Consider the following 23,293-nt stretch of genomic DNA (forward strand, 5'->3'; position numbering starts at 1 on the left):
CAGGAGAACACCATGAACCGTACCTCTCGACTCGACGACTGCTTTGCCGCGCTCAAAGAGCAAAACCGGCCCGCGCTGATCAGCTACCTCACCGCCGGCGACCCGGACGCCGAGACCTCCCGCCGCCTGCTGCACGGGCTGCCGGAGGCCGGTGTGGACATCATAGAGCTCGGCATGCCGTTCAGCGATCCCATGGCCGATGGCCCCGCCATTCAAAAGGCTGCCCTGCGCGCCCTGAAAAATGGCCAAACCCAGGCCAAAACGCTGGACATGGTGCGCCAGTTCCGTGAACAAAACGGCACGACTCCCATCGTGCTGATGGGCTACTACAACCCGATTTACTGCTACGGCGTCGAGCGTTTTCTCAGTGACGCCGCCCAGGCCGGAGTAGACGGGCTGATCGTGGTGGACCTGCCTCCCGAGCACGACGAAGAGCTGTGCCAGCCCGCCGCTCAGCACGGCATCGATTTCATCCGCCTGGCCACGCCCACCACCGATGCCAAGCGGCTACCCAAGGTGCTGGCCAACGCTTCCGGGTTCATCTACTACGTTTCCGTGGCGGGTGTGACGGGCGGCAGTGCCCCCACACCCGAGCGTCTGGAAAGCGCCGTGCACCAGCTGCGCGAACACACGCCGCTACCCATTGCCGTGGGCTTCGGCATTCGCACCGCCGAACAGGCCGTCACCATTGGCCGCTTCAGCGACGCCGTGGTCGTGGGCTCCGCGCTGGTAGATTGCATCGAACACGCCAGCAGCGGCGATGACGCCGTGTCGCGGGTGCATGGGCTCGTCAAAGCGCTGGCGGAGAGTGTGAGAGGCTGCCGAGAAGCCCAGCAGGAACATGCCAGTTTGCCAGCCTGAAGGAAGTGGGAAAGCGCTATCAAAAACACAGAGCGGGCCATGATGGTCCGCTCTGTGTTTTACTGAATCCACCACGCCCAACTTGCCGTTGTTTCTAGAAAACAGGCATCATCCACGTTTGACGGCGGGATAACGTCACGTGTACTCAAACAGAGGAAAATTATGGGCAAGCTCTTTTCGTTGCTGGTACTGCTGGGGTTGGGCTACGCAGGACTCTATTTCTACTATGGCGTGGTGATCGAGAAGGAAGTCGAGCAGCAGTTAGAAGCCCGTGGGCTGTCATCGGTGAGCGTGGATGACGTCGAGTACGATTGGCTGGCCCCGGTGAGCGACAGCGCCAATATTGCCGTGACGCTTAGCTACCGTGGCTCCCAGGCAGCAGTCAATGTGCAATTACAAGGCCACCCGCTGTTCTCTGATGACGTCACGTTACAGCTCGATAGCCTGCAAGCGCTGCGCTTGGGGATTAGTTTTGGGCAGTAACCACCAGCCATACATGCTCGTAGCCAATCGATAATGATACAGCCACCAGCAATCCTGCCATTATCCAGTTAAACCCTTTGATAAACGTTGGCTGTCTGACGCGCTGGCCAAGCAAGCTGCCGATCACCACATAGCTGCCGGGGGCGCCTGCCGCCAGAGCGGCCAGCCCTAGTGCCCAGATAAACAGGCTCATGCCCTGAATACCCTCGGCAGGAAACTGCAGCGTCGCGATAGGCAGAGTCGCGACCATGGCTTTGGGGTTGAGTAACTGCATCATCAGGCCATCACGAAAACTGAGCATGCGTGGCGCCGGGGCGTGGGTATCCAGGGTGGCATTGGCGCGGGCCACCTTGTAGGCCAGATACAGGATATAAGCGCAGCCGAGCGCGCTGAGCAGCACCAGGGAGTCTTGAGATATCCAGGCGGCTCCCGCCCACCCCAACACCAGCAAGTACAGCAGCATGGCCAGCCCCACGCCCAGGCAAAACCCCAGCGAGGTTTTACCCTGCCCGTTGATACCGACATTCAACCCCAACAGATTCACAGGCCCAGGCGTGTACATGACGCCCAGGGCATAGGCGACGATTGCTAACATGAGAAAACCTCTAGGTGGACGTGATGCTTAACGCGTGATGTCGCGTTGGTACTGGAAAGGGGTCATGCCGTAGATGCGTTTGAAACGGCGGTTGAAGTGGCTCAAATCCGCAAAGCCGAAACGCAGCGCTATCTCGGTGAGTGGCGCGCCCTGGTCGAGCGCGGAGCGGGCGGCGTTCACGCGGCAATTGATCACGTATTGATGAGGGGTCATGCCGAACTGTTGGCGAAATAGCCTCAAAAAGTGGTACTTCGACAAATGCGCGGCCTGGCTGATATCGTCCAGCGAGATATCTGCCTCAAGATGCTCATGAATATACGTTTTGGCGTGGCCCAACAGCGTGTCTGGGCGAGTGGTACGTTGGCCAGTCACCATGTGCCCGCCAAGCTGAACCATACGCTCGATCACGCGATACAATGCGTTTTCCTGGTCGATGCAGCTGCCCGCTTGATGCGTGGTCAGGCGTGCGACTTCCTGTATCGCCTGGCGCAGCAGCGGGTCGTGAATCAGCGTACTCCGGGAGCGAAACGGTGACGTTTGTGGGCGGCCAAGCAGCTCCTCGAACAGCGGCAACACTTGGTTGGGATGCACGTATACCATCACGTAGCCCAAGGCCTGCTCACCGCCAGCGTGGCCGTCGTGAACCTCTTCAGGGTTGAACAGAATCACGTTGCCCGGTGGGCTACGATGAAACTGCCCGCCGCTGAAGAAATCCTGCCGCCCCGCCAGCGTCACCCCAAAGGCGTACTCCTCGTGGGCATGACGGTCATAGCTAAAATCCTCGATGGCCGCTTTCAAGACGGTCAGTGACGGCACATGGTGATTTTTGAAAAACTCGAACTGGCTGCTGCCCATGCCAACCTCCTTGATCGCATTCGGCCCAGGGCGGGCTTAACCTGACCCGTTTCAGGATATGACGCGGGCGCCAGCGTGGCTTGTACATAATTGCTCAACGGCGGTGTCAGTGTATATTCACTAGACGTACACAGTGGGCGGCATTCGCAAAACGCTGGCAAACGAGGAGAGCGCATGGCAAACCCCAACGTGGTGGTGATTACCGGCGGGAGTCGAGGCATTGGTGCCGAGACGGCCCGGCTGTTCGCCCGGCATGGCTACGATGTGTGCCTCAACTATGTCGAAAACGACGCGGCCGCCGAGCGTGTGCGCAGTGACATCCTTGCTCTGGGCGTGCGCTGCCTGGCCGTGAAGGCGGATGTGTCGAAAGCCGATGAGGTGGCGAACCTGTTTCGCCGGGTCGATCAGGAACTCGGCACACTGACGGTGCTGGTCAACAACGCCGCCATTCTCAACACCCAGGCGCGGCTGGTGGATATCTCGCCGGAGCGTTTTGGCAACGTGCTGCAAAAGAACGTCATGAGCTGCTTTCTCTGCTGCAAGGAGGCCGTGCAGCGCATGTCTACCCGCCAGGGCGGCGCGGGCGGCAGTATCGTCAATGTTTCCTCCATGGCCGCCAAAAGCGGCTCGCCCAACGAGTACGTGGATTACGCCGCCTCGAAAGGGGCCGTGGATACCTTGACTCGGGGGTTGGCGCTGGAAGTCGCGGCCGAAGGCATCCGCGTGAATGCAGTGCGTCCCGGCCTCATCTACACCGAGATGCACGCACTCGGTGGCGAGCCTGCCCGCGTAGACCGCTTGAAGTCTCGCATCCCCCTGCAGCGGGGTGGCCAGCCTTCCGAAGTTGCAGAAGCCATTGTCTGGCTGGCCAGTGACAAGTCATCCTTTGCCACCGGCACTTTACTGGATCTGGCGGGTGGCCTGTAACGCCCTGACCAGCCCCCTTGGCTGCCCAGGCAGCCCCCCAAAAAAGGACGCCCCCATGTTTACCGGCCTGAGTGCATTTCCGCTGACCCCCATGAACGAGCAGGGCATCAACGAGCAGGAGTTCATCCAGCTAGTGGCCCGGCTGGCCCACGCGAAGGTGGATTCCATCGGTGTGCTGGGCTCGACCGGCAGCTACGCCTATTTGAGCGTGGAGGAGCGGGCCCGAGTGGCCAAGCTGAGCGTGGAAAACGCCGCTGGGGTGCCGGTGGTGGTGGGCATTGGCGCGCTGCGCACTCGCGATGTGCTGGCCAATGCCGAGCACGCCCAGCAGGCCGGGGCGAGCGGGCTACTGTTAGCGCCGGTGTCGTATCAAAAACTCACCAATGACGACGTGTTTAACCTGTTCAGCACCGTCAGCCGTGCCATCAGCGTACCGCTGTGCGTGTATGACAACCCTGGCACCACGCATTTTACGTTCAGCGACGAACTGCACGGGCGCATTGCCGAGCTGCCCCAGGTGCGCTCGATCAAAATTCCGCCGGTGCCCAACCATCTAGACGAGGCCAACGCTCGTGTGGCGCGGCTGCGGGCGCTGATTCCTCATGATGTGACCATCGGGATCAGCGGCGACCCCGCCGCCGCCACGGGCCTGCTGGCAGGCTGCGAGGCGTGGTACTCGGTGATCGGCGGGCTCTACCCAGAACTCGCGCTGGCGCTCACCCGCGCCGCCCAAGCGGGCGACGCCGAAGTAACCCAAGCCCGTTCCGACGCCTTGGCCCCGCTATGGGCGCTGTATCACGACTATGGTGGCAGCCTGCGAGTGGTGGCGACCATGGCCGAACTCACTGGCCGCGTGAGTGCCCCCTGCCTGCCTCAGCCGCTGAACACCCTGCAAGGGGAGGCCCGCCAACAGGTGGCAGCGGTGATCGAAACTCTGGGCCTTTACTAAACCGCATCGAGCGAAGCGCACGTGGTTTACAGCCCTTGCGCCCCACGCCGCAGCCAGTCGTGGACGAATGCCAGCTTGCGCAGGGCCACATCGGAGAGCACGAAAGGATAGAGATCCGACAGGCCCATCGAGCGATTCACGTGGTTCACGCCCGCTACCAAAGAGGCCGCAATATGTATCAGCCGCTCGGCGTCCGGCTCGGCGTAGGCATCCCAGTTGTGGTCGTCCGGTAGCGCGGGCGAGGTCATGCCCGAGGATACGAAGCTGTCGGTGATATCCGTCAGGTGCAGCAGGTGCGAGGCGGTTTCTGCCCAATCCTCATGGGGGTGGGAAGAGGCATAGGTGGAAAGAAAGCGCGTTTGCCAATCCGCCGGCGGGCCGTTTTGGTAGTGGCGCTGCAGCGCCGCCGGGTAGTCTTCCCGCTCATCGCCAAACGTCTCGCGGAAGGCCGCCAGAAAATCCTCTCGCAGGCTAAGCCGCCACCACAGCATATGGGCGATTTCATGGCGCATATGGCCAATCATGGTGCGGTAGGGTTCATCCAGCGCCTCTTTACGGGTGGTGCGCAGCACGGCATCCGCTTCCGCCACGCTAATCGTCACCACGCCCCCCACGTGTCCCATGGGCACCGGCGTACCGCCTTCTGCCAACATATGAAACACCGGCGGCGCGCCCGGGTCTTCCCGGCGAAACCAGTGCCAGCGGCCCAGATTATCGATGACCCAGCGCTTGGCCGCCTCGGTGTGCGCCCAATGGGGTATCGCATCGGAAATGGAAGGGTCTGGCGCCAGGGCGGTCATCGCGCAGGCGCGACAGAACTCGCCCTGCTTCGGGGCAATCCAGTTACAGCCAATCACCTCGCGATTGGCGCAGAAGGGCGGCATGGGAATGAACGCCCGCGCTTGGGGGTCGTAGGCCACCGGCACACCATCCGCCGTGACCAAATTATCGAACCAGAGTGAACCGGCACCGACCGGATTAGAAAACACGCGCATAGGCCGGGTATCTCAAGAGAAACGAAGCTTCAGTCTAGGAGCCGAGGCCAAGGGACGCCAACGGCGATTGCGCAAGGATGAAAGGAGCGTGGTTTCGATGCGACGAGCGCACCCAAAAAACGTTTCTCGAACGCCAGGCGTGCCAGTTCATATGCCAGTCATAGTGAATAAAGTTAGGTGTTTCTTAGACGTTATCTTTACCAATAGTTAGGCGTGAGTTTTACTTAATAGCGAGCTAGTTAAAAGCGTGTTGAGTGAAAAAGCTGTTTTCCCAATAAATATGTTCAACACCGTCAAAAGCGCGTCGATCAACCTACATGCTTTCATTTATTTTTTTTATTAACACTTTGTTTTGTATGAATTTTATATTTGTTTACGATTGCAGCAGCGATTTTTGTAAGACATCCACCATTTGTTTTGTAGGATATTTGCTATCTGTTGTGTAGGACATTGGCTCGCCTCCTTATAAGACATTGTCTGAGTCGTAAAGCCCTCGATACCCCAGCCAACGGATAACGCGCATTGCCTCTTTGAACGTGCCTCATCTCGGCACTTTTCTTGACGCAATGACACTCCTTTTATCAAAGCGGTTCGTTGCGGACTAATGAGAATAATGGCCATGCTATATCTTAAAAAAAGCGTGAAAAGACGGCTGGCGGTGAGTTTGGGCGCCTGTGTTGTCATGCTGGTCGCTGTTGGAGTATTCGGTCTCTACCATTTAAGCAAAATGAACGATGCCATTACCCGAACGTTCGAAGGCAACGTGCTGACGCTGGTCGACCTGGGGGAAGTGAACGAGGCACTGCTTAGCACCCGCGTAAAAATCACGGCGGAGCAGCGTGACCGCAACCCTGCCTCTGCCGTGACGACACAGCAAGAGATCGCCGAAAACGATGCCCTGATCGATGCCGCTTGGAACGACTATTTCCCCAAGCGGGTGTCTGACGAGGTCGAACGCGGTATCGCCGAAGAGTTCATCGCATCGCTGGCGGTGCTGCGCGCTGGCATCGATGAGGTGAACACAGCGATGATCGACGATGATTTCGACGCGGCCCGCCGCATCGCCACCACGACGTTACGGGCAGCCTACCCGCAGGTGCTCGATTCGCTTCACGCGCTGATCGATCGTAACAGCGCTCAAGCAGCGGCCTCTCATCAGCAAACGTCCGCAGACTATGTATGGACGCGCAATATCATCATCGGCGTGATCGCAGGGGCGGTGATCGTGAGCATTCTGCTGGCGATATGGCTGATTCGCGGCATCATGACCCCACTAGGCAAAGCGCAAGCGCTCGCCAACGCCATGGCGCAAGGCCAGCTGGATAACGCCATCAACATTACCTGCAAAGATGAGTTTGGCGACATGCTCAAGGCATTGAAGGCCATGGAGGTCAAGGTTTCCCAAGTGGTGATGTCCGTTCGTCACAACGCCGAATCGGTGAACGGGGCGGCGGAAGAGATTGCCCATGGCACCGAAGACCTGAGCAGTCGGACGCAGCAACAGGCGGCCAGCATCGAGGAAACGGCCGCTTCGATGGATGAGATCACCTCCACGGTTCGGCAAAACGCGGACAACGCCTCCGAAGCCGAAAAGCTCGTTTACGCGGTGACGCAACAAGCCAATGCCGGTGGTGAAATCGCGGGGAAAGCGGTGAATGCGATGGAGGGCATCAACGCCTCGAGCCGCAGAATCGCTGGTATCGTCGGCTTGATCGATGAAATCGCCTTCCAGACCAACTTGCTGGCGCTCAATGCCTCGGTGGAAGCCGCCCGAGCAGGTGAGCAGGGCCGCGGCTTTGCCGTGGTGGCCGGTGAGGTGCGTAACCTGGCCGGGCGCAGCGCCAATGCAGCCAAAGAGATCAAGCAACTGGTCGAGGAGAGCATCGAGCAAGTCGGCAATGGGTCTACCCTCGTCAACCAGGCAGGCAAAGCCCTCGAAGAGATCGTCAGCGGTGTCCAGCGCGTCTCGTTATTGATGGGCGAGATCGCCACGGCCAGCCACGAGCAGTCTCAAGGCATCGACCAGGTCAATACGGCCATTGCGCAGATGGACAGCGTGACCCAGCTCAACGCGAGCTTGGTGGAGGAGTCCAGCGCGGCGGGCCGCTCCCTGCAGATTCAAGCCGAGGCGCTGATGAAAGAAGTGGCGTTCTTCAAAGGGGCGACCACGGAGAAGCCCCAGGCAGCGTTACCGCCCAAGGTTCAGCGCCCCGCCGCCAAGCCCCAGGCGACGGCTCTCCGCCCGGCGCAGGCTGCCCGCCAAGAGGTCGAGGAGTGGGCCTCATTCTAAGCCCTTGAAAGATATATGCCCTGGCCTGTGCTGGGGCATTTTTAACTGGGCGCCCTCAATTTTTAGGTTACTGTGTCAGTATCCTGGCTGGCTAGCCACTGCCTTTCCACCAGCGGTAGAGACACATGACCCAGCAAAAATTGATACTGCTGTTCGATGGCACCTGGAACGACCCAGAAGACCAAACGAACGTGTACCGACTGACGCGGCTCCTCCATGATGACGACAAGGGTGTCAAACAGCGGTTCTATTACGACCCTGGTGTCGGCACCTCTCGGTATCAACGTTTCATTGGTGGCGCCTTTGGCTACGGGTTGAGTGACAACCTGCGGAAAGGCTACGACTGGCTGGCAAGGCGTTACCGCGAAGGGGACGAGATTTGGATATTCGGGTTCAGCCGCGGCGCCTATACCGCTAGAAGCCTCGTGGGGATGATGCGCAAATGCGGACTAGTGCATGTGGTGACGCCCAGCCTGCTCGATAAAGCCGAGCAACTGTATCGAGACCGGGAGCTGCATCCGGATAGCGATGCGTGTAAAGCGTTCAAGGCAAACTTTAGCCGCCAGCCACGGGTTCATTTCATTGGGGTATGGGACACCGTAGGCGCGCTGGGTGTGCCCGGCACCAAACTGTTCAAGCGCTACTACGACTGGCACGATACCCAGCTTTCCAGCATCGTCGACTACGCCTATCAGGCCGTGGCGCTGGACGAACACCGAGCGGACTACAACGTCTCCCTCTGGACCAGCGCGGACGGCCAGCAAAAACCGGCTAATCGCGACGTACAGCAGCGCTGGTTCATTGGCGCTCATGCCAATGTGGGCGGCGGGTATGGCCCGCGAGATGCGTTGGCCGATATACCGCTGCTGTGGATGGTCGAGAAAGCAGCCCAGGCGGGCCTGAAGCTGGATTACCCAGACGTTGCGGAAAACGCCTGGGCAACCGATCCCATCGATTCCTACGCCGCCTTCCTGGGGGGCTGGTACGCCAAATACAAACGCCTGCGACAGTCGAGCGACGCACGCTTCTACCGATGCTACGCGCAAGGAATGCAAGGGCTGCCTGCGGTGAACGTCTCCGTCGATGAGTCCGTTTGGTCGCGCTGGGCCGACGCCGCGTGCCACTACCGGCCGCGCACCCTGACAGACGCCAACGTGACTCCGCCAGGCCCCTAGGTAGCGCCCGGGTGCGCCAGGGCGTGAACGCTCGTCGCCAAAAACGCCCTAGCTGGGTATTATCACCGCTCATTCACTACAGAAGCCGCTGCTTATGTCTTGCCCGCCATGCCCCCGCTGCCAATCGGAATTCGTCTATCAGGATCAGCGCCTGTTCGTCTGCCCCGAATGCGCCCACGAATGGAACCCTGAAGAAGCCGCCGCTGAAGAGGCCGTGAACGTAGCCGATGCCCACGGCACGCCGCTGGCCGAAGGCGACAAAGTCACGCTGATCAAAGACCTCAAGGTGAAAGGCAGCTCTCAAGTGCTCAAGATCGGCACCAAAGCCGTCATCAAACGGCTAAAAGAGGGCAAAGACCACCAGCTAGACTGCAAAGTAGACGGCGCAGGCGACATGATGGTGACCGCGCAATTTGTGAAAAAGGCGTGAGCAGGGCGATCGTGCGCCTCGGTGTTTCCTAAATCCAACCTCACGAGCCTTGCAAGGAGGCAGCGACGCTTGCCAGGGCGACACCCTAAGGAACTGGCGTGATGACGCGACCCCTCACTACCGACGATCTGCCTGCGCTGATGACAGGCATCATGGCGACCCTCGCGGCGATTGGCATCGCGCGCTTCGCCTACACGCCCCTATTGCCCGCGATCATCCAGCAAGGCTGGTTTAGCGCCAGCCAGGGTGCTTATTTAGGGGCGGCCAACCTGCTGGGCTATTTTGTCGGCGCGCTCGTTGCCCACTCGCTGAGTGAGCGTTTCGCGCCCCGCTGGGTGATGACGGCGAGCTTTGCGAGTATCGGGTTCAGCTTCTTGCTCTGCGCTGGGGCAGGTGGTTTTCTCTGGTTCTTCTTCTGGCGATTGGTGTCGGGAGTGGCCGGGGGGATCTTGATGGTCGTAGGCCCCTCGCTGGCGCTGGCGGCCACGCCCCCGGAAAGGCGAACCCGTATCGGCGCGTTGGTGTTTACCGGTATTGGCGCTGGCGCGCTGCTGTCCGCCTTCGTCGTGCCGTTACTGCTCGGGGTCAGCCTCTCGCTCACCTGGGGGGCGCTGGGGCTGCTTAGTTTAGCGGCGGGCGTCTTGTGCGACCGTGGCGTCGCGCGCTTGCCCGCACCCCGCATCACACGCCCGGTGGGTAATAGCGCCGCGCGTTATGCGGGCGTAAAGGTCATAGTGCTGCTGGTCATTGGCGCTTACGCCCTGGATGCGGTGGGGTTCGTACCGCATACCGTGTTCTGGGTGGACTATCTTGCCAGGGAGCACGCCCTCGGCCAGCAATCTGCTTCCTTGCAATGGGGCATCTTTGGGGTGGGGGCGCTATGCGGGCCGTTCATGGTGGGGGCGCTGGCGCAGCGCGTGGGTTGGCAAGGCGGCTTGATGATCGCTTTTGCCGCCAAGGCCGCCGCCGTTCTGCTCCCGGTATTCTCGCTTGCCCTGCTCAGCCAATCGATTTCCTCGTTCATGGTAGGAGCGATGATTCCCGGCATCGTGGCCCTTACCTCTGGCTGCTTGGCCGAGCTGGTCGGGCCCACCGCCCACAAGCAGCTCTGGGGGCGAGCCACGGCCGCGTTCGCCGCCGCCCAAGCAGGGGCAGGGTATGGCATGTCGGCGCTGTTTGGCATGTGGGGCAGCTACACGCCACTCTTTACCATCAGCGGCATGGCGCTTGCCCTTGGCTTGATGCTGGTACTGCTTAGCCAGGGCGTACAGCAGCGCCGCACACATGCGTCTGCCCAATAACCGAACAAGCACTATTCAGACAAAGGGAGGCCACCATGGAACTCTACCTGAACGCAACATCCCCCTATGCGCGGCTGGTACGCATCGTGCTAATTGAAAAAGGTCTGATGGACACCGTGACGCTCAAGTGGTGCGACCCCTGGGCCGACGACGCCGATCTTCTCAAAGCCAACCCCGCCGGGCGCATCCCCGCGCTGGTTACGGAGGAGGGCACCACGCTGAGCGAATCCATGCTGATCGCCATGTACTTGGATAGTCTAAACAGCGAAACACCCACCCCGACCATACTGCCCACCAACCCGTTGAGTGACGTGCTGCACCTGGCAGGCCTGGGCCAAAACCTCATGGATGCCGCATTCACCACCGTGATTGCCCGCAAGCACTATGGCAAAGACATTGACCAAAGCGAGCTGGGCCAACGCCGGGCAAGGGCCATGCAGCGGCTGTTGAATCAATTGAATAGCGAGCTGGGCGGCAAACCCACGGCGACATCGATCCACCTAGGCGACATAGCCATTGCGGTCGCGCTGGAGTACCTAGCCTTCCGGCTGCCAGAGATACGCTGGAAAGAGGAGCATGCCCAGCTTGCCGCGTGGCATGCGGGTGTCACGGCACGAACCAGCTTCGTGCAAACTGCCTTCGCCTAGCCTGCGACCTTTCCCGCACCACGCCAGCCAAGGAATAAAAGTGACCAACAGCCAAGCCATCACCATCGCGCTCGCCCAACTGCCCGTCACTAAAGCGGCGGTAAACGACAACCTACGAACGCACCTAGCCTACATAGAACGCGCCGCCGCGCTGGGGGCCAACGTGGTGGCCTTTCCCGAACTCTCGCTCACCGGCTACGAGCTGGCGCTACTCAGCCAACTGGCCATGCCCCGCGACGATGCCGCCTTTGCCGCCCTCATCGCCGCTGCCGTCGCCAATAACACGGTGGTAATAGCAGGCTGCCCACTGCACAACCCCAACGGCAAACCCTACATCGCAGCGGTGATCTGCTTCCCTAACGGAGAACACACCTTCTACCTAAAACAGCACCTTCACGAAGGGGAAGATGTTTACTGTGCCCCTGGCTCTGAGAGCGGCCTAATCAACGTTAATGGCACCCGCATCGCCCTGGCCGTTTGCGCCGACTTTACCCACCCAAACCATGCTGCCACCGCCGCCGCACAACAAGCGGACGTATATCTCGCCAGCGCGCTGATCTCCCCAGGCGGCTATGCAAAAGATGCCGAGCTGCTCGCCGCCATCGCAAAGCGCCACCAACTGCCGGTACTGCTCGCCAACCACGTTTCCACCACGGGAGGCTGGCAAACCTGCGGCAATAGCGGCGGCTGGAACGTAGCAGGGGAGCTAGCGGTTAGCGCCCACGGCACCCAGCCTAGCTTAGTGCTGTGCCACATTCACCACGGTGTATTAAGCGGTGGCGTAGAAGTGATGACTCACCTACCTTCCAAAGCATTCATTACCGACTAAAAGTTAAGCTCCCAAGGTAGGCTTAACTTATGTTTGCTGCTAGTCTCAAAGTATTAGAGCGAACAACGCCGCAGGGAATTTACGATGCAGAATGCCCGCATAACGCTTCACCCCAGCCAGCAGCGCATGCAAGTGCGGGTGGATGGCATTCTGTTAGCTGACTCTACCAACACATTGGAACTCCGCGAACACGGCTACCCGCCACGCCACTACTTCCCACGTGAAGACGTGCGTATGGACTTACTTACCGCTTCGGAAACGATCACCCATTGCCCGTTTAAAGGACATGCGGTGTATTTTTCGTTGGGTGAGCGACTGGATATTGCTTGGAGTTATGAGAAGCCGATTGAGGACATATCAGCTATCGCGGGTAGGGTGGCGTTTTATGCCAAAGTAGCCAAATGATATGTTTGGGCTTGAGTAGATGTTCCGGAAAATATTGTCACCACACCCATGCTTATAGTACCGCTATCACATTGATTGGCTTATTTTATACAAATAAAATTAGATATTTAATGGGTTGATGTGTGAATGATACGATAGATTAAGTTGTTGATTTTTATGTGCTTTGATCTTGTGATAAAAGTTTTTTCTAACTTATTTTTGACTCTTGAAAAATCATAACCAAGGCGGATGCATGACTCACAGAGTTTCTAGTATAGTAATAAAAAACTATAAATCTTTGCTCGCTACAGAGCTAAAGTTATCCAATTTTACTCCATTTGTTGGGTACAACAATGCAGGGAAGTCAAATTGTCTTTCAGCCATTCAGTGGCTTTTAAAAAAATCCAGTTTAACAGAGCAGGATTTTTTTGATGCCTCTCAGCCTGTTGAGGTCATAGCAACAATAGAAGGTGTTTCACCTGCGCTTCTTGCTGTGATGCCTCAGGGACAGAGAAAATCAATTGAAAAATATGTTCAAGATGAAAAAATAAAAGTAAAGAGAGTGCAAGAAACGCCTGGTGCGAAAGCTTCTGAAATTAGAATTTCTGTTTGGAATGAATCTGACAATGACTGGGCAATTAACCCTACAGGATTAGATAACGCTATAGCTGTTTTGCTACCTGAACCAATAAGAATTGGTGCGATGGAGAATGCAGCAGAAGACGCTTCTAGGGCAAAAACTTCTACCACTATCGGAAAGTTGTTAAGCGAATTTCTAACCCCTGTGAAAACAGCGCATGAAGTTGAATTAAATAAACATCTAAATGAAATTGGCAGAAGAATCTCATGTGATGGAGACATGAGGTTTTCTGAGTTTTCAGTAATCGATCAAAGTGTTAACTCCAAAATTAACGACTTATTCCCCGGTATGAGTGTTAAACTACACTTTGAGATGCCAACGATAGATGCTTTAATAAAATCAGGAACGTTAAAGGTTTTTGAAGGTGCAGGGTGCGGAAGAGATTTCTCTTCATATGGACATGGTGCTCAGCGTTCAATTCAAATGGCTTTAGTTCAATATCTCGCAGAAATAAAGAGAAGCACTGCTGAAACGGGCTCCACCACCTTACTTTTAATTGATGAGCCAGAGTTATATTTACACCCTTTTGCGATTGAGCAAATAAGAGAGGCGTTGGTAACTTTATCGAAAAACGGGTATCAAGTTTTAATCACTACTCATTCTGCTCAAATGATTACGCCTGAGTTAGCTGAACAAACTTTGTTGATCCGAAAGAATGATGCCTTAGGAACCCATGCTAGACTTAGGCTTTCAGATGCAATTCAGAAGATAGTGCCTAACTCAACTCATCAAATGGAGCAGTTGTTTAACTTAGCTCATTCTAATCAAGTTTTGTTTGCTGAGAAAGTAATATTAGCTGAGGGTAAAACTGAGCTGCGATTACTCCCTTTCTTGTTCAAGTGCGTAACTTCTCTAACTATGGGGCAAGAAAAATATGCCCTTGTTGCTCAAAGCGGAGTGAATGATACTAAAAAATCTCTGGAGATTTTGGAGGCTATGGATCTTCCTTCAAAAGCTATATGTGACTTAGATTATTGCTTTACAGGCGCAGTAAGAGACGGTTTTTTGCAATCTGATGATTCGGATCTATTAGCTTTAAAAGCTTTAATTCAAGGTTTAACGCTATCGCATGGCGTGACTTTAAATGGTAGTGGTTTGCCTAAAAACAACAATATCGTTTCTGCTGCTAAAGCTTTTGAATTTTTGGCTGCTCAACCACCAGCTATTCCGCTTATTGAATCTTTACATAGTAAAATGAAAGCTCAAAATATTTGGGTATGGAAGAAAGGTGCAATAGAAGCTCACATAGGTACGACAAGCAAAGATGAAAGTGCTTGGGCATTTTTCAAACAAAATATAGATGCTAATGGGTTTACTAGCACATGTGCTGATCATCAAAGCATCATTGATTTAATCGATTGGTTGAGAATTTGATGTTTAATAAGATCTATCACTGCGACGTCTTCACTATTGTGGCTAAGAAGCGCCATGTGCTGGTGCTGGTGCTGGTGCTGGTTAAGTGATTTTTAATTAATATAGGTAGTGAAGTAAATGTACGATTATGATTTTAGTAGCTTAAATGATAAAGAGTTTGAAGCTCTATCTACTGATCTTTTAACATGCCACCTTAAAGAAAGGGTCGAAAGGTTTAAATCTGGTCGAGATGGTGGTGTAGATGGACGCTTTTTTTCTGCATCGGGAGATGAAGTTGTTATCCAATGCAAGCATTGGATAAAATCTGGATTACCGGCGCTCATGAGGTCTATTGAAAAGATAGAAGCGGAAAAAGTAAAAAGGCTTAATCCAAAACGATATATATTTGTGACATCTCTTGGTCTTTCACGTGAGAATAAGATTAAAATTAAAGAATTGTTTTCGCCATATATATTGAACGATTCTGATATTTTTGGGAATGAAGATATTAATGACCTTATATCTATAAATCCAAATGTGGAAAAAAAGCATTATAAGCTATGGATTTCATCCAGTAATGTTCTTCAGTCAATGTTGAGTTCGGCGATTATAGGTAGAAGTAGACATAAGCTTGAGGAGATTATCGAAGAGTCAAGCCGATATGTAGTTACCGAAAGCCACACTCAAGCAATGGAGAAACTTGAAAGAGTCCACTCTATAATAATTACTGGTGCACCTGGTGTAGGTAAAACGACTCTGGCAGATCAACTGAGTCAATTTTATATTGCTAAAGGTTATGACTTCTGTTTTATTGAAAATTCACTTAATGAAGCAGAGCAAGTATATCGTGAAGACTCTTACCAAGTGTTCTATTTTGATGATTTTTTAGGACGAAATTTTTTGTTGGCCCTTGATTCGTATCAGGACTCTCATGTTATAAATTTTATAAAAAGGATAGAAAAGGACAAAAAGAAAAGATTTATTCTTACTTCAAGATCAAATATTTTAAATCAAGGCAAGCGCCTTAGTGATCTTTTTGAAATCAGGAAGGTAAGTAGGAACGAGTATGAGTTATCCATTTCATTATTGACTGATTTGGATAAGGCTAAAATTTTATACAACCATATCTGGTTTGGTAATTTGAGAGAGGAATATATTGATCAGATATATGAAGATAAAAGATACTTTAAAATTATTAAGCATCAGAATTTCAATCCTAGGCTGGTTTCATTCATTACAGATTGTCATCGGATTTCGGATATAAGCCCCCAAAAGTATTGGGGCTACATAGGTTCAACTATGTCGAATCCCAAAGATATATGGCGAAATGTTTTTGACGTACAGGTTGATGATATATGTAGGCATATTGTTGTAGCTGTATCTTTACATGGAAAGCCATTAGAAGAAGAGATCTTGAAAAGGCTTTATTCCGGCTTGGCATCAAGCCATGTAGTAGCCAAGCCAACCAAAAGTTACGATGCTGTTTTAAGGTTGCTAGTTGGTGCGCTATTAAATAGAAGTATTCTAGGTGATGGGCGTGTTTTGTATGATTTATTCAATCCTTCTATCGCTGATTTTGTTATCTCAAACTATCTGAACGATTATGGCTATATTAACGAATTGTTGATTCACTTGAAGACGCCTGGCTCGATATCTAACTTGAATGGCTTGATGGTATCTGGAATTATTAGCGATTCATATTATTTTGATTTATTGGAGTCGCAATTGATACAGCTGTCGGAAGATAAAGGTGGTTGCAAATTAGATTCTTATAAGCTTCGGATATTGGCTTTTGCCTCCTCCTCATCTATCCTCCTTAATAATAAAATTTTGGATTACATTAGAGTTCTAGTAAGGTCTGCGCTGATCAGTGGTCCAAAATTTTTTGGAGTCGATTATTTTGATTTTTTCTGTTTGGCTTATACTTTAAATTTGATAGGTGCCGATGATCCGATATTTAAATGTCAACTAAAAGATTGGGTTTTTGAGTATGAAAAAGATTTCGATGAATTTGTTGCAATTTCAAATTTGGTAGCCGCAATAGATATACCACCTTCTGAGCTAACTTTGAAACTTAAAGAGCAATATGTCGAGTACATATCTGAGGAGATAACAAGAGATGTGATTGAGGAAGGTATATTGACCTCGGTTTATGATGCTAGCGATTATGATTACTCTGAAATATCGGCATATATTGAAAGCCGTTTTTCTGAGTTGGCTATTCCCTTTGATGAAGATGATGTAGAAATAGTTAGCCAGTATTGTGATATTGAAGAAGTTATACAAGCTAATATAAAGTCTTCAATGCATGAGGATCAACAATACGAAGCCTATAAAGAACAGCGTTATAGTACGCTGTCAGTATCCAGCGCCATAGATGATTTATTCGATAGGTCATGATCGATAAATGATCTAAAAGAGCTCATATTGTTTGGCTGTTTTGCATTCCAAGTCAGCTTGAAATCCGAGCGTTAGTTGTTTAACTAATTCCGTTACTCACCGAAAACTGTCAACTCTAGGGCCTGTGATGTCGGTTTCAATTAACCCCCAACCCCACTAACCCTAACAACCTCCCTCACCACCGCCTCATTCAACACCCCGCGCTTGGCTTCCACCACCGTGAGCCATTCGCGGGCGCGGGTGATGCCGGTGTACACCAGCTCGCGGGTCAGAATGGGGTTCAGCGTGGGCGGTAGCAGTAGCGCGGTGTGCAAAAATTCGGAGCCTTGGGATTTGTGAACCGTCATCGCAAACACGGTTTCTACCGCGTGCAGGCGGGAGGGCAGCACCCAGCGGATGGGCTTGTCGGGGTCGCTGACGGCACTTGATGAAGGAAAGGCGACTCTTAATAACTTCTGCTGCGGGTTGCGCGGGTCGGGCACGGCCAGAGTAATGCCGATATCGCCGTTCATCAGTTTCAGACCGTAGTCGTTTTGGGTCACCAGTACCGGGCGGCCCTCAAACCAGCCTTTTTCCAGCGTGTAGTCGCTGCCGAACAGCAGCTTTTCACTGCGCAGTGTGCTGGGGATGCGCTGGTTTAACCCTTCAACCCCCCAGGGGCCTTTGCGCAGCGCACACAGCAGTTGGAAGTGGCTGTAGGCGCTGAGCACCTCGCTGGCCCAGGCGTTGTAGGCAGTTGTGTTCTCCTCGAACGACTCCCCCCGTGGGCGCTGTGCGTGCAGCACGTTGAGGTAGTGGCGATAGCCCGTAGGCGGGGCGATGGGATGGCCTTCGCGGTCGCTGCGGCCTTCGCCGTTGCCCGCAAAGCCGCTGGGGCTGCCGTGAATCACCAGCTTATCCAGCGCGGCGTCGTCACTCATCACCAAATGGTGAATATCCGGGTAGCCGTGGCGCAGCACGGCGCTTACTGCCTGCTGTTTTTCCCGTTCGCTTTGGGCATGGCCCGGTTGGTTGATGGCTTTCGCCAGTTGGCCGATGCCGCTGTGTTCATTGAAGCGGTGGCTCACCCGCAGCATGGTAATGGCTTGGTCCAGCGGCTGGCCTGCGGGATCGATGAAATCTAATGGCAGCGGCTGGCCGGTGGCCTGGGCCAGCCATTCGGCGGTGGCCGGGGTGTAGTGGGCGGCGTCGGCGCGGCGGCATAGGTCGCCGAGTACCGAACCGGCCTCTACCGAGGCGAGCTGGTCTTTATCCCCCAGCAGAATGCACTGGGCGTGGGCGGGCAGGGCGCTGAGGGTGGCGGCCATCATTTCGATATCCACCATCGAGGCTTCGTCGATTACCAGTACATCCAGAGCTAGCGGGTGGGCGGCGCTGTGGCGGAAGTGGCGGGTATCGGGGCGTGCGCCGAGTAGGCGGTGCAGGGTGGTCACGTCCGTGGGAATCGCGATCTCGCTGGCTGCCGCAGAAGGTGAGTGTTCACTTAACAGCGTTGCCAACTCATCAAGCGGTAACGCATTCACCTGCCCGGCGATGGATTCATTCAAGCGGGCGGCGGCTTTGCCGGTGGGGGCGGCCAGGCGAATGCGCAGCGGCGGGCTGGGGGCTTTGGCCAGTTGCAGGGTTTGCAGCAAGGTGAGCAGGCGTACCACGGTAGTAGTTTTGCCGGTGCCGGGGCCGCCGGTAATGATGCCGAAGCGGCTGCGGGCGGCCAGGGCACAGGCGGTTTTTTGCCAGTCCAGCCCGTTGCTTTGCTTGAACAGGATGTTGAGCGCGTGGGGGAGTAACCCAGAGGCGCTGGCGTCATTCGTCGCTTCCAGGCGGGCGGCGATGTGTCGGTGCAGGCTTTGTTCGTACTGCCAGTAACGGCGCAGGTAGAGCCGTGTGTTGGGGATGCCGCTGGCTGAGTGAGTGGTTACTACGACCAGCGGCGTGTTGCCGGGGCCTTCGCTGGTGAGCAGCGGGTGGTGCAGGGCGGCTTGCCATTCGCTGAGTGTGAGCGTGGCCAGCACGTCGCTGGGCAGCGGCGGCGGGTCGGTGAGGTCGTCGCCTTCGGGCGGTAGCGAAAGGGCGAAATCCGGCGCGTTGAGCGTGGCGTTGATATCCAGGCACACGTGGCCGCGGCCTAGCTGGTGGCTGGCCAGCGCTGCCGCCAGTAGTAGCAGCGTGGGGGCGTCCGGGGCTTCGCTGGCGAGAAAGCGCACCAGGGCGCGGTCTAAATCTCGCAGCCAGCCCCGCGCTACCCAGCGTTCGCACAGGGCCAGCAGTTCCGGGGTGCTGCTGAGTGCCGGGTGGGCGCTGGCGGCTTCGCCGAACATATCGAAGGTGTGGGTGTCTTGCTGGCGGCTCATGCCGTGGCCTCCTGCTGGGTGGCGTGTGGCTCGCCTGCAAACAGGCTATCCAGGGCCTCGATGAGTTCAACCGGGGCGGGTTCGCCCACCACGCCGCGCCCAGGGCTGCGGCTGCCGCGCAGAAATACCGTCATCGAGCCGCCCAAATGCTGGTGCGGGTCGTAATCCGGCAGGCGCGCTTTGAGCAGCCGGTGCATGGCGAGTAAGTAGAGCGCGGCCTGCAGGTCGTAGCGTTTAGCCAGCAGCGCGTGGCGCAGGGCTTCGGGTTCGTAGGCGCTGTCGTTGGGGCCCAGGTAGTTCGATTTCCAGTCCAGCACGTAAAAGCGCCCCTGGTGCTCGAAGGCCAAGTCGATAAAGCCTTTCAGCATGCCGTTCAGAGTGTCGGCATCCAGCGCTGGGCGCTCTACCCCTGGCAGTAAGTGTTTGCTCACCAGCGTATCAATGGCTTGGGTGTTCACCCGCTTGGCGGCAAACCAGAACTCTAGCTCTACTTGGTAGCTTTCTAAATCATTCAGCGCCACGCTTTGCGGGGTGGGCGCGGCCAGCGGTAGCGGCGTGGTGAGCAGGGTGCTTAGCCAGCCCGCCAGCGGTTCTTGCCATGCCTGCCAGCCGCGTAGCTGCACCCGCCTCCACAGCATGTCGTTGAGGGCGTCCATATTGTTGGCGGCGGTGTCGAAGCCTTGCTTGCCCGCCCACTCCAGCAGCCCGTGCAGAAAGGTGCCGGGGCCGGGGCCACGGGGGAATTTGTGCAGTTGATATGCTTCCGGTTGAGATAGATCCCGAGGTTCATCCAGCACTTCAAACGCGGTGGCTTCCTGGGCGGTGGTCGGTTCCAGCGGTGGCAACACCGGGGCGATAAGCGTGCCGGAAAGCCGCAGCGCGGAGTAACTGGCAATCCACCAGTGCTCTTTGGCGGGTCGCGTGGGCGTGCGGGCGTGGCCCAGCTCACTGCTTTGCGCCACTTGTGCCACGCGCTCTGTGGTGGGCGCGGGCGGTTGGTGAACCTGTATCTCGCTGCCTTCCACCAGCTCACCAAGCGCTTTATTGAGCGCCTCCGGTGAAAGGGCATTGCCGCCTTTTAGCAGGTAGCCCAGCGCGCTGTTCTCCAGGCCTTTCAGCGGGGCTAGCCCCAGCCAGGTGGCGTGGCGGGCGCGGGTAAGCGCGACGTAGAGTTTGCGCAGGTCTTCCCCCAGCCGTTCGCGGTCGGCGGTGGCGAGTATCGCGTCATCCGCTTCTAAGCTGAGCTGCAGGTTGCCTTCGCCATCGTGCCAGCGCAGCGGTACGTCTTCGGCTTTAACCGGGCGGTGGTTGGCGATGAAGGGCAGGAACACCAGCGGGTACTCCAGCCCTTTGGATTTGTGGATGGTGACCACCTTGACCAAATCCTCGTCGCTCTCCAGGCGCAGTTTGTGGCTGTCGCCGTGGCTTTCCGGGTCGGCGATGGCGTCAAACAGAAAGCGAATCAGCGCGTGTTCGCCGTCCAGTTCGGCGCTGGCCTGTTGCAGCAGTTCGCCCAGGTGCAGCAGGTCGGTGAGCAAGCGCTCACCCTCTTCAAACTCCGCCAGCAGGCGGGCGGGAATATCAAAATCCACCATCATGCGGCGCACCAGCGGCAGCACGCCCTGGCGCTGCCATAGGCGGTGGTAGTGGCTGAACTGCTCTACCCGCTCTTCCCAGGCCAGCTCGTTTTGTTGCAGGTGGTCCAGCTCCGCCAGGCTTAGCCCCAGCACCGGCGTGGCCAGCGCGGCGCGCAGGTGCGCTTCGGCTTGGCGGGAGCTGGCCAGCGGTTCGGCGCAGGCGCGCAGCCAGCGCTCTACCTGGGCGGCCATGGGCGAGCTAAATACCTTATCGTGGTCAGAGAGATACACGCTCTTCACTCCACGGCTGGCCAGCGCTTGGCGAATGGCGCGGGCTTCCTGCAGGCCGTTCACCAGTACCGCCATATCGGAAGGCTTGAGCGGGATGAGCGTCTCATCGGTTTGAAAGCCGCTCTTGCCGTGTTGGCCTGCGCTGAGCAGTTCCGCCATATACGAGGCGCAGCGTTCGGCCATCTCGGTTTGGTAGGCGGTTTTGGAGAGCGGCTCGTCGGCGGCGAGCGGCCAGAGCGTCATGGCTGGCAGCGGCTGGCCTTGGTGAATGAGCTGCTCACTGCGGCCTTTGGCCTCTACCGGCAGAAAGGGCAGCGGGTTGTTGCCGCCTTCTTCGCGGAACAGGAACGCCCCGGCCGGGTGCTGGTCGGCGTAGCGGAAGCAGTGGTTCACCGCCTCGACCATGGCGCGGCTGGAGCGGAAGTTGGTGCCCAGCGTCACGTGGCGGCCTGCGGTGTCTTCGCGGGCTTTGAGGTAGGTGAAGATATCCGCGCCGCGAAAGGCGTAGATGGCCTGCTTGGGGTCGCCGATCAGCAGCATGGCGGCGTCTCGGCGGGGCTTGGCGACCTCATATACTGCGTTGAAGATGCGGTACTGGATGGGGTCGGTGTCTTGGAACTCGTCGATTAGCGCCACGGGGAACTGGCGCAGTATCTGCGCGGCCAGCGCCTCTTTGTTGGGGCCTTGCAGTGCGCGGTCCAGGTGGGTGAGCAGGTCGTTGGGGCCCATTTCGGCGCGGCGCTCTTGCTCCCGCTCCAGGCGCACTTTGCACCACTGCACGGCGTGAATCAGCAGGTCGTTGCGTGGCTCGGGCAGCGTGTTTAGCGCGGCGGGCAATGCATCGAAAGCCTCAAACGCTGGGTGCGCGGGTGGGGGGCCGTTCCATATCTCTGCAATGCCATCAGGCGTTAGCCGCTTCCATGCTGCTGCTTTTTTATCTATATCTGGAGCGATGCTGTCGCTTTCTGCCCAATCTTGGATTTTATCCAACCATTTGCCGCGATGATCTTTGCGCATCTTGTTGGCAGCGAACAGCTTCGCTTTCTGTCCATCATCGAACAGCTGTCGTAGCTCGTTTACCCAAGTCAACCATGGAGACTTTAGCTCGCTTAAGCGTGCGCTGCGCTCAGCTTGGGCGGCGCTCAGGGTCTGCTTGGGCTCCGGGCGTAACGCGCCCAGCGCGTCGCTTTCGTGGAGCAGTTTGCGAACGTCTTGGTGTAGCTGATCGGGGGATTTCCAGTAGCCGGTGATGCTGCCCAGGGCCTCGGCGTCCAGCGGGTAGTAGAAGGTGCGCCAGTAGTCGCGCACCACTTCTTGCTCCAGCTCTTGCTGGTCGTTTTCCAAATTGAGCGAGAAGAGGCTGCCGCTATCGAAGGCGTGCTCACGCAGCATGCGGTAGCACCAGCTATGGATGGTGGACACGGCGGCTTCGTCCATCCACTCGGCGGCCAGCTCCAGGCGTCGGGCGCAGGCGGGCCAGGTGGCTGGGTCGTATTGGTCGCGGAGTGTTAGGAGTAAGGGATCTAGTGCAACCACCGGGGCTTCCCCGGCGGCAAGCCTACGTGGAGGCGCTGTGAACCCATCCGTGGGCGCTACATTCAACATCCCTGTCGAATGACCTCCACTACGGCTTGCCCCCGGCGCCCCTTCGCTTGTGCCCTCAGCTCGAAACACACCAGCGGCTTCCACCAGCCGATGGCGGATACGTTCGCGCAGTTCCTGGGTGGCGGCGTTGGTGAACGTGACCACCAGAATTTCCGGCGGGGTGAGCGGGCGTACGAAGGCAGTGTCGTCGTCACTTTGCTGCCCGCCCAGCACCAGGCGCACGTAGAGCAGCGCGATGGTGAAGGTTTTCCCCGTGCCCGCGCTGGCTTCGATCAAACGGCTGCCGTGAAGCGGCAGCGTCAGCGGGTTCAGCGGGGCGGGTTGGCTCATTCTCATTCTCCGAACATCACGGCAG

At 56.3% G+C, this 23,293-nt stretch carries 18 protein-coding genes; 13 read left to right on the forward strand and 5 right to left on the reverse strand.

The window, feature by feature from the left end:
• Positions 1-12: 12 nt before the first annotated feature.
• Together trpA and FHJ80_RS09090 are read left to right on the forward strand one after the other, a co-directional pair.
• On the forward strand, positions 13-861 hold the full coding sequence (gene trpA / locus FHJ80_RS09085; RefSeq protein ID WP_139526709.1) for a tryptophan synthase subunit alpha: 849 nt from the start codon (positions 13-15) through the stop codon (positions 859-861).
• A gap of 162 nt (positions 862-1,023) precedes the next feature.
• Positions 1,024-1,344, forward strand: coding sequence for a hypothetical protein (locus FHJ80_RS09090; RefSeq protein ID WP_139526711.1), 321 nt, complete (start codon positions 1,024-1,026; stop codon positions 1,342-1,344).
• On the opposite strand, the gene FHJ80_RS09095 is transcribed toward FHJ80_RS09090, so the two are convergent.
• Positions 1,328-1,939 (reverse strand): LysE family translocator, encoded by a 612-nt coding sequence (locus FHJ80_RS09095; RefSeq protein WP_139526712.1) that lies wholly within the window; start codon positions 1,937-1,939, stop codon positions 1,328-1,330. The two genes, FHJ80_RS09090 and FHJ80_RS09095, sit on opposite strands and share 17 nt — an antisense overlap.
• 27 nt (positions 1,940-1,966) lie before the next feature.
• Positions 1,967-2,794 carry an AraC family transcriptional regulator gene (locus FHJ80_RS09100; protein WP_139526714.1) on the reverse strand — a complete coding sequence of 276 codons (828 nt, stop codon included), beginning with the start codon at positions 2,792-2,794 and terminating at the stop codon, positions 1,967-1,969.
• Between the two features lie 174 nt (positions 2,795-2,968).
• On the opposite strand from FHJ80_RS09100, the gene FHJ80_RS09105 reads away from it, so the two are divergent.
• Both FHJ80_RS09105 and FHJ80_RS09110 read left to right on the forward strand, forming a co-directional pair.
• Entirely contained in the window at positions 2,969-3,721 is a 753-nt protein-coding gene (locus FHJ80_RS09105; protein WP_139526715.1) for an SDR family oxidoreductase, read from the forward strand.
• A 55-nt stretch (positions 3,722-3,776) separates the two neighbouring features.
• The gene (locus FHJ80_RS09110; RefSeq protein ID WP_139526716.1) at positions 3,777-4,670 is read left to right on the forward strand and encodes a dihydrodipicolinate synthase family protein; all 894 of its coding nucleotides are present in this window, start codon (positions 3,777-3,779) and stop codon (positions 4,668-4,670) included.
• A gap of 26 nt (positions 4,671-4,696) precedes the next feature.
• Here the strand turns inward: FHJ80_RS09110 and FHJ80_RS09115 are convergent, their stop codons facing one another.
• Entirely contained in the window at positions 4,697-5,665 is a 969-nt protein-coding gene (locus FHJ80_RS09115) for a putative zinc-binding metallopeptidase (protein ID WP_139526718.1), read from the reverse strand.
• Positions 5,666-6,284: 619 nt separating this feature from the next.
• On the opposite strand from FHJ80_RS09115, the gene FHJ80_RS09120 reads away from it, so the two are divergent.
• From FHJ80_RS09120 to FHJ80_RS09160, 9 genes are all read left to right on the forward strand, one after another.
• On the forward strand, positions 6,285-7,955 hold the full coding sequence (locus FHJ80_RS09120) for a methyl-accepting chemotaxis protein (protein ID WP_139526929.1): 1,671 nt from the start codon (positions 6,285-6,287) through the stop codon (positions 7,953-7,955).
• A 125-nt stretch (positions 7,956-8,080) separates the two neighbouring features.
• A complete protein-coding gene (locus FHJ80_RS09125; RefSeq protein ID WP_139526720.1) occupies positions 8,081-9,130 on the forward strand; it encodes a DUF2235 domain-containing protein in 1,050 nt (349 codons plus the stop codon).
• A gap of 94 nt (positions 9,131-9,224) precedes the next feature.
• Positions 9,225-9,560: a zinc ribbon domain-containing protein YjdM gene (locus FHJ80_RS09130; RefSeq protein WP_139526722.1), complete on the forward strand. Its 336-nt coding sequence runs from the start codon at positions 9,225-9,227 to the stop codon at positions 9,558-9,560.
• 101 nt (positions 9,561-9,661) lie between these two features.
• Positions 9,662-10,861 (forward strand): YbfB/YjiJ family MFS transporter, encoded by a 1,200-nt coding sequence (locus tag FHJ80_RS09135; RefSeq protein ID WP_139526724.1) that lies wholly within the window; start codon positions 9,662-9,664, stop codon positions 10,859-10,861.
• Between the two features lie 35 nt (positions 10,862-10,896).
• Positions 10,897-11,508: a glutathione S-transferase family protein gene (locus FHJ80_RS09140; RefSeq protein ID WP_139526726.1), complete on the forward strand. Its 612-nt coding sequence runs from the start codon at positions 10,897-10,899 to the stop codon at positions 11,506-11,508.
• A 40-nt stretch (positions 11,509-11,548) separates the two neighbouring features.
• Positions 11,549-12,337 carry a carbon-nitrogen hydrolase family protein gene (locus FHJ80_RS09145; protein ID WP_255303909.1) on the forward strand — a complete coding sequence of 263 codons (789 nt, stop codon included), beginning with the start codon at positions 11,549-11,551 and terminating at the stop codon, positions 12,335-12,337.
• 84 nt (positions 12,338-12,421) lie between these two features.
• Positions 12,422-12,742, forward strand: coding sequence for a DUF427 domain-containing protein (locus FHJ80_RS09150; RefSeq protein WP_139526727.1), 321 nt, complete (start codon positions 12,422-12,424; stop codon positions 12,740-12,742).
• A 232-nt stretch (positions 12,743-12,974) separates the two neighbouring features.
• On the forward strand, positions 12,975-14,735 hold the full coding sequence (locus tag FHJ80_RS09155) for an ATP-dependent endonuclease (protein ID WP_139526729.1): 1,761 nt from the start codon (positions 12,975-12,977) through the stop codon (positions 14,733-14,735).
• Between the two features lie 117 nt (positions 14,736-14,852).
• Positions 14,853-17,114, forward strand: coding sequence for a restriction endonuclease (locus tag FHJ80_RS09160; protein ID WP_139526731.1), 2,262 nt, complete (start codon positions 14,853-14,855; stop codon positions 17,112-17,114).
• Between the two features lie 140 nt (positions 17,115-17,254).
• On the opposite strand, the gene recD is transcribed toward FHJ80_RS09160, so the two are convergent.
• Positions 17,255-19,465: an exodeoxyribonuclease V subunit alpha gene (gene recD / locus FHJ80_RS09165; RefSeq protein ID WP_139526733.1), complete on the reverse strand. Its 2,211-nt coding sequence runs from the start codon at positions 19,463-19,465 to the stop codon at positions 17,255-17,257.
• On the reverse strand, positions 19,462-23,268 hold the full coding sequence (gene recB / locus FHJ80_RS09170) for an exodeoxyribonuclease V subunit beta (RefSeq protein WP_139526735.1): 3,807 nt from the start codon (positions 23,266-23,268) through the stop codon (positions 19,462-19,464). Before recB ends, recD begins: the two co-directional genes overlap by 4 nt.
• Between the last annotated feature and the right edge of the window lie 25 nt (positions 23,269-23,293).

Origin of the sequence: Halomonas sp. BL6, from assembly GCF_006228115.1 — a bacterium.
Classification (GTDB): Bacteria; Pseudomonadota; Gammaproteobacteria; order Pseudomonadales; family Halomonadaceae; genus Vreelandella; species Vreelandella piezotolerans.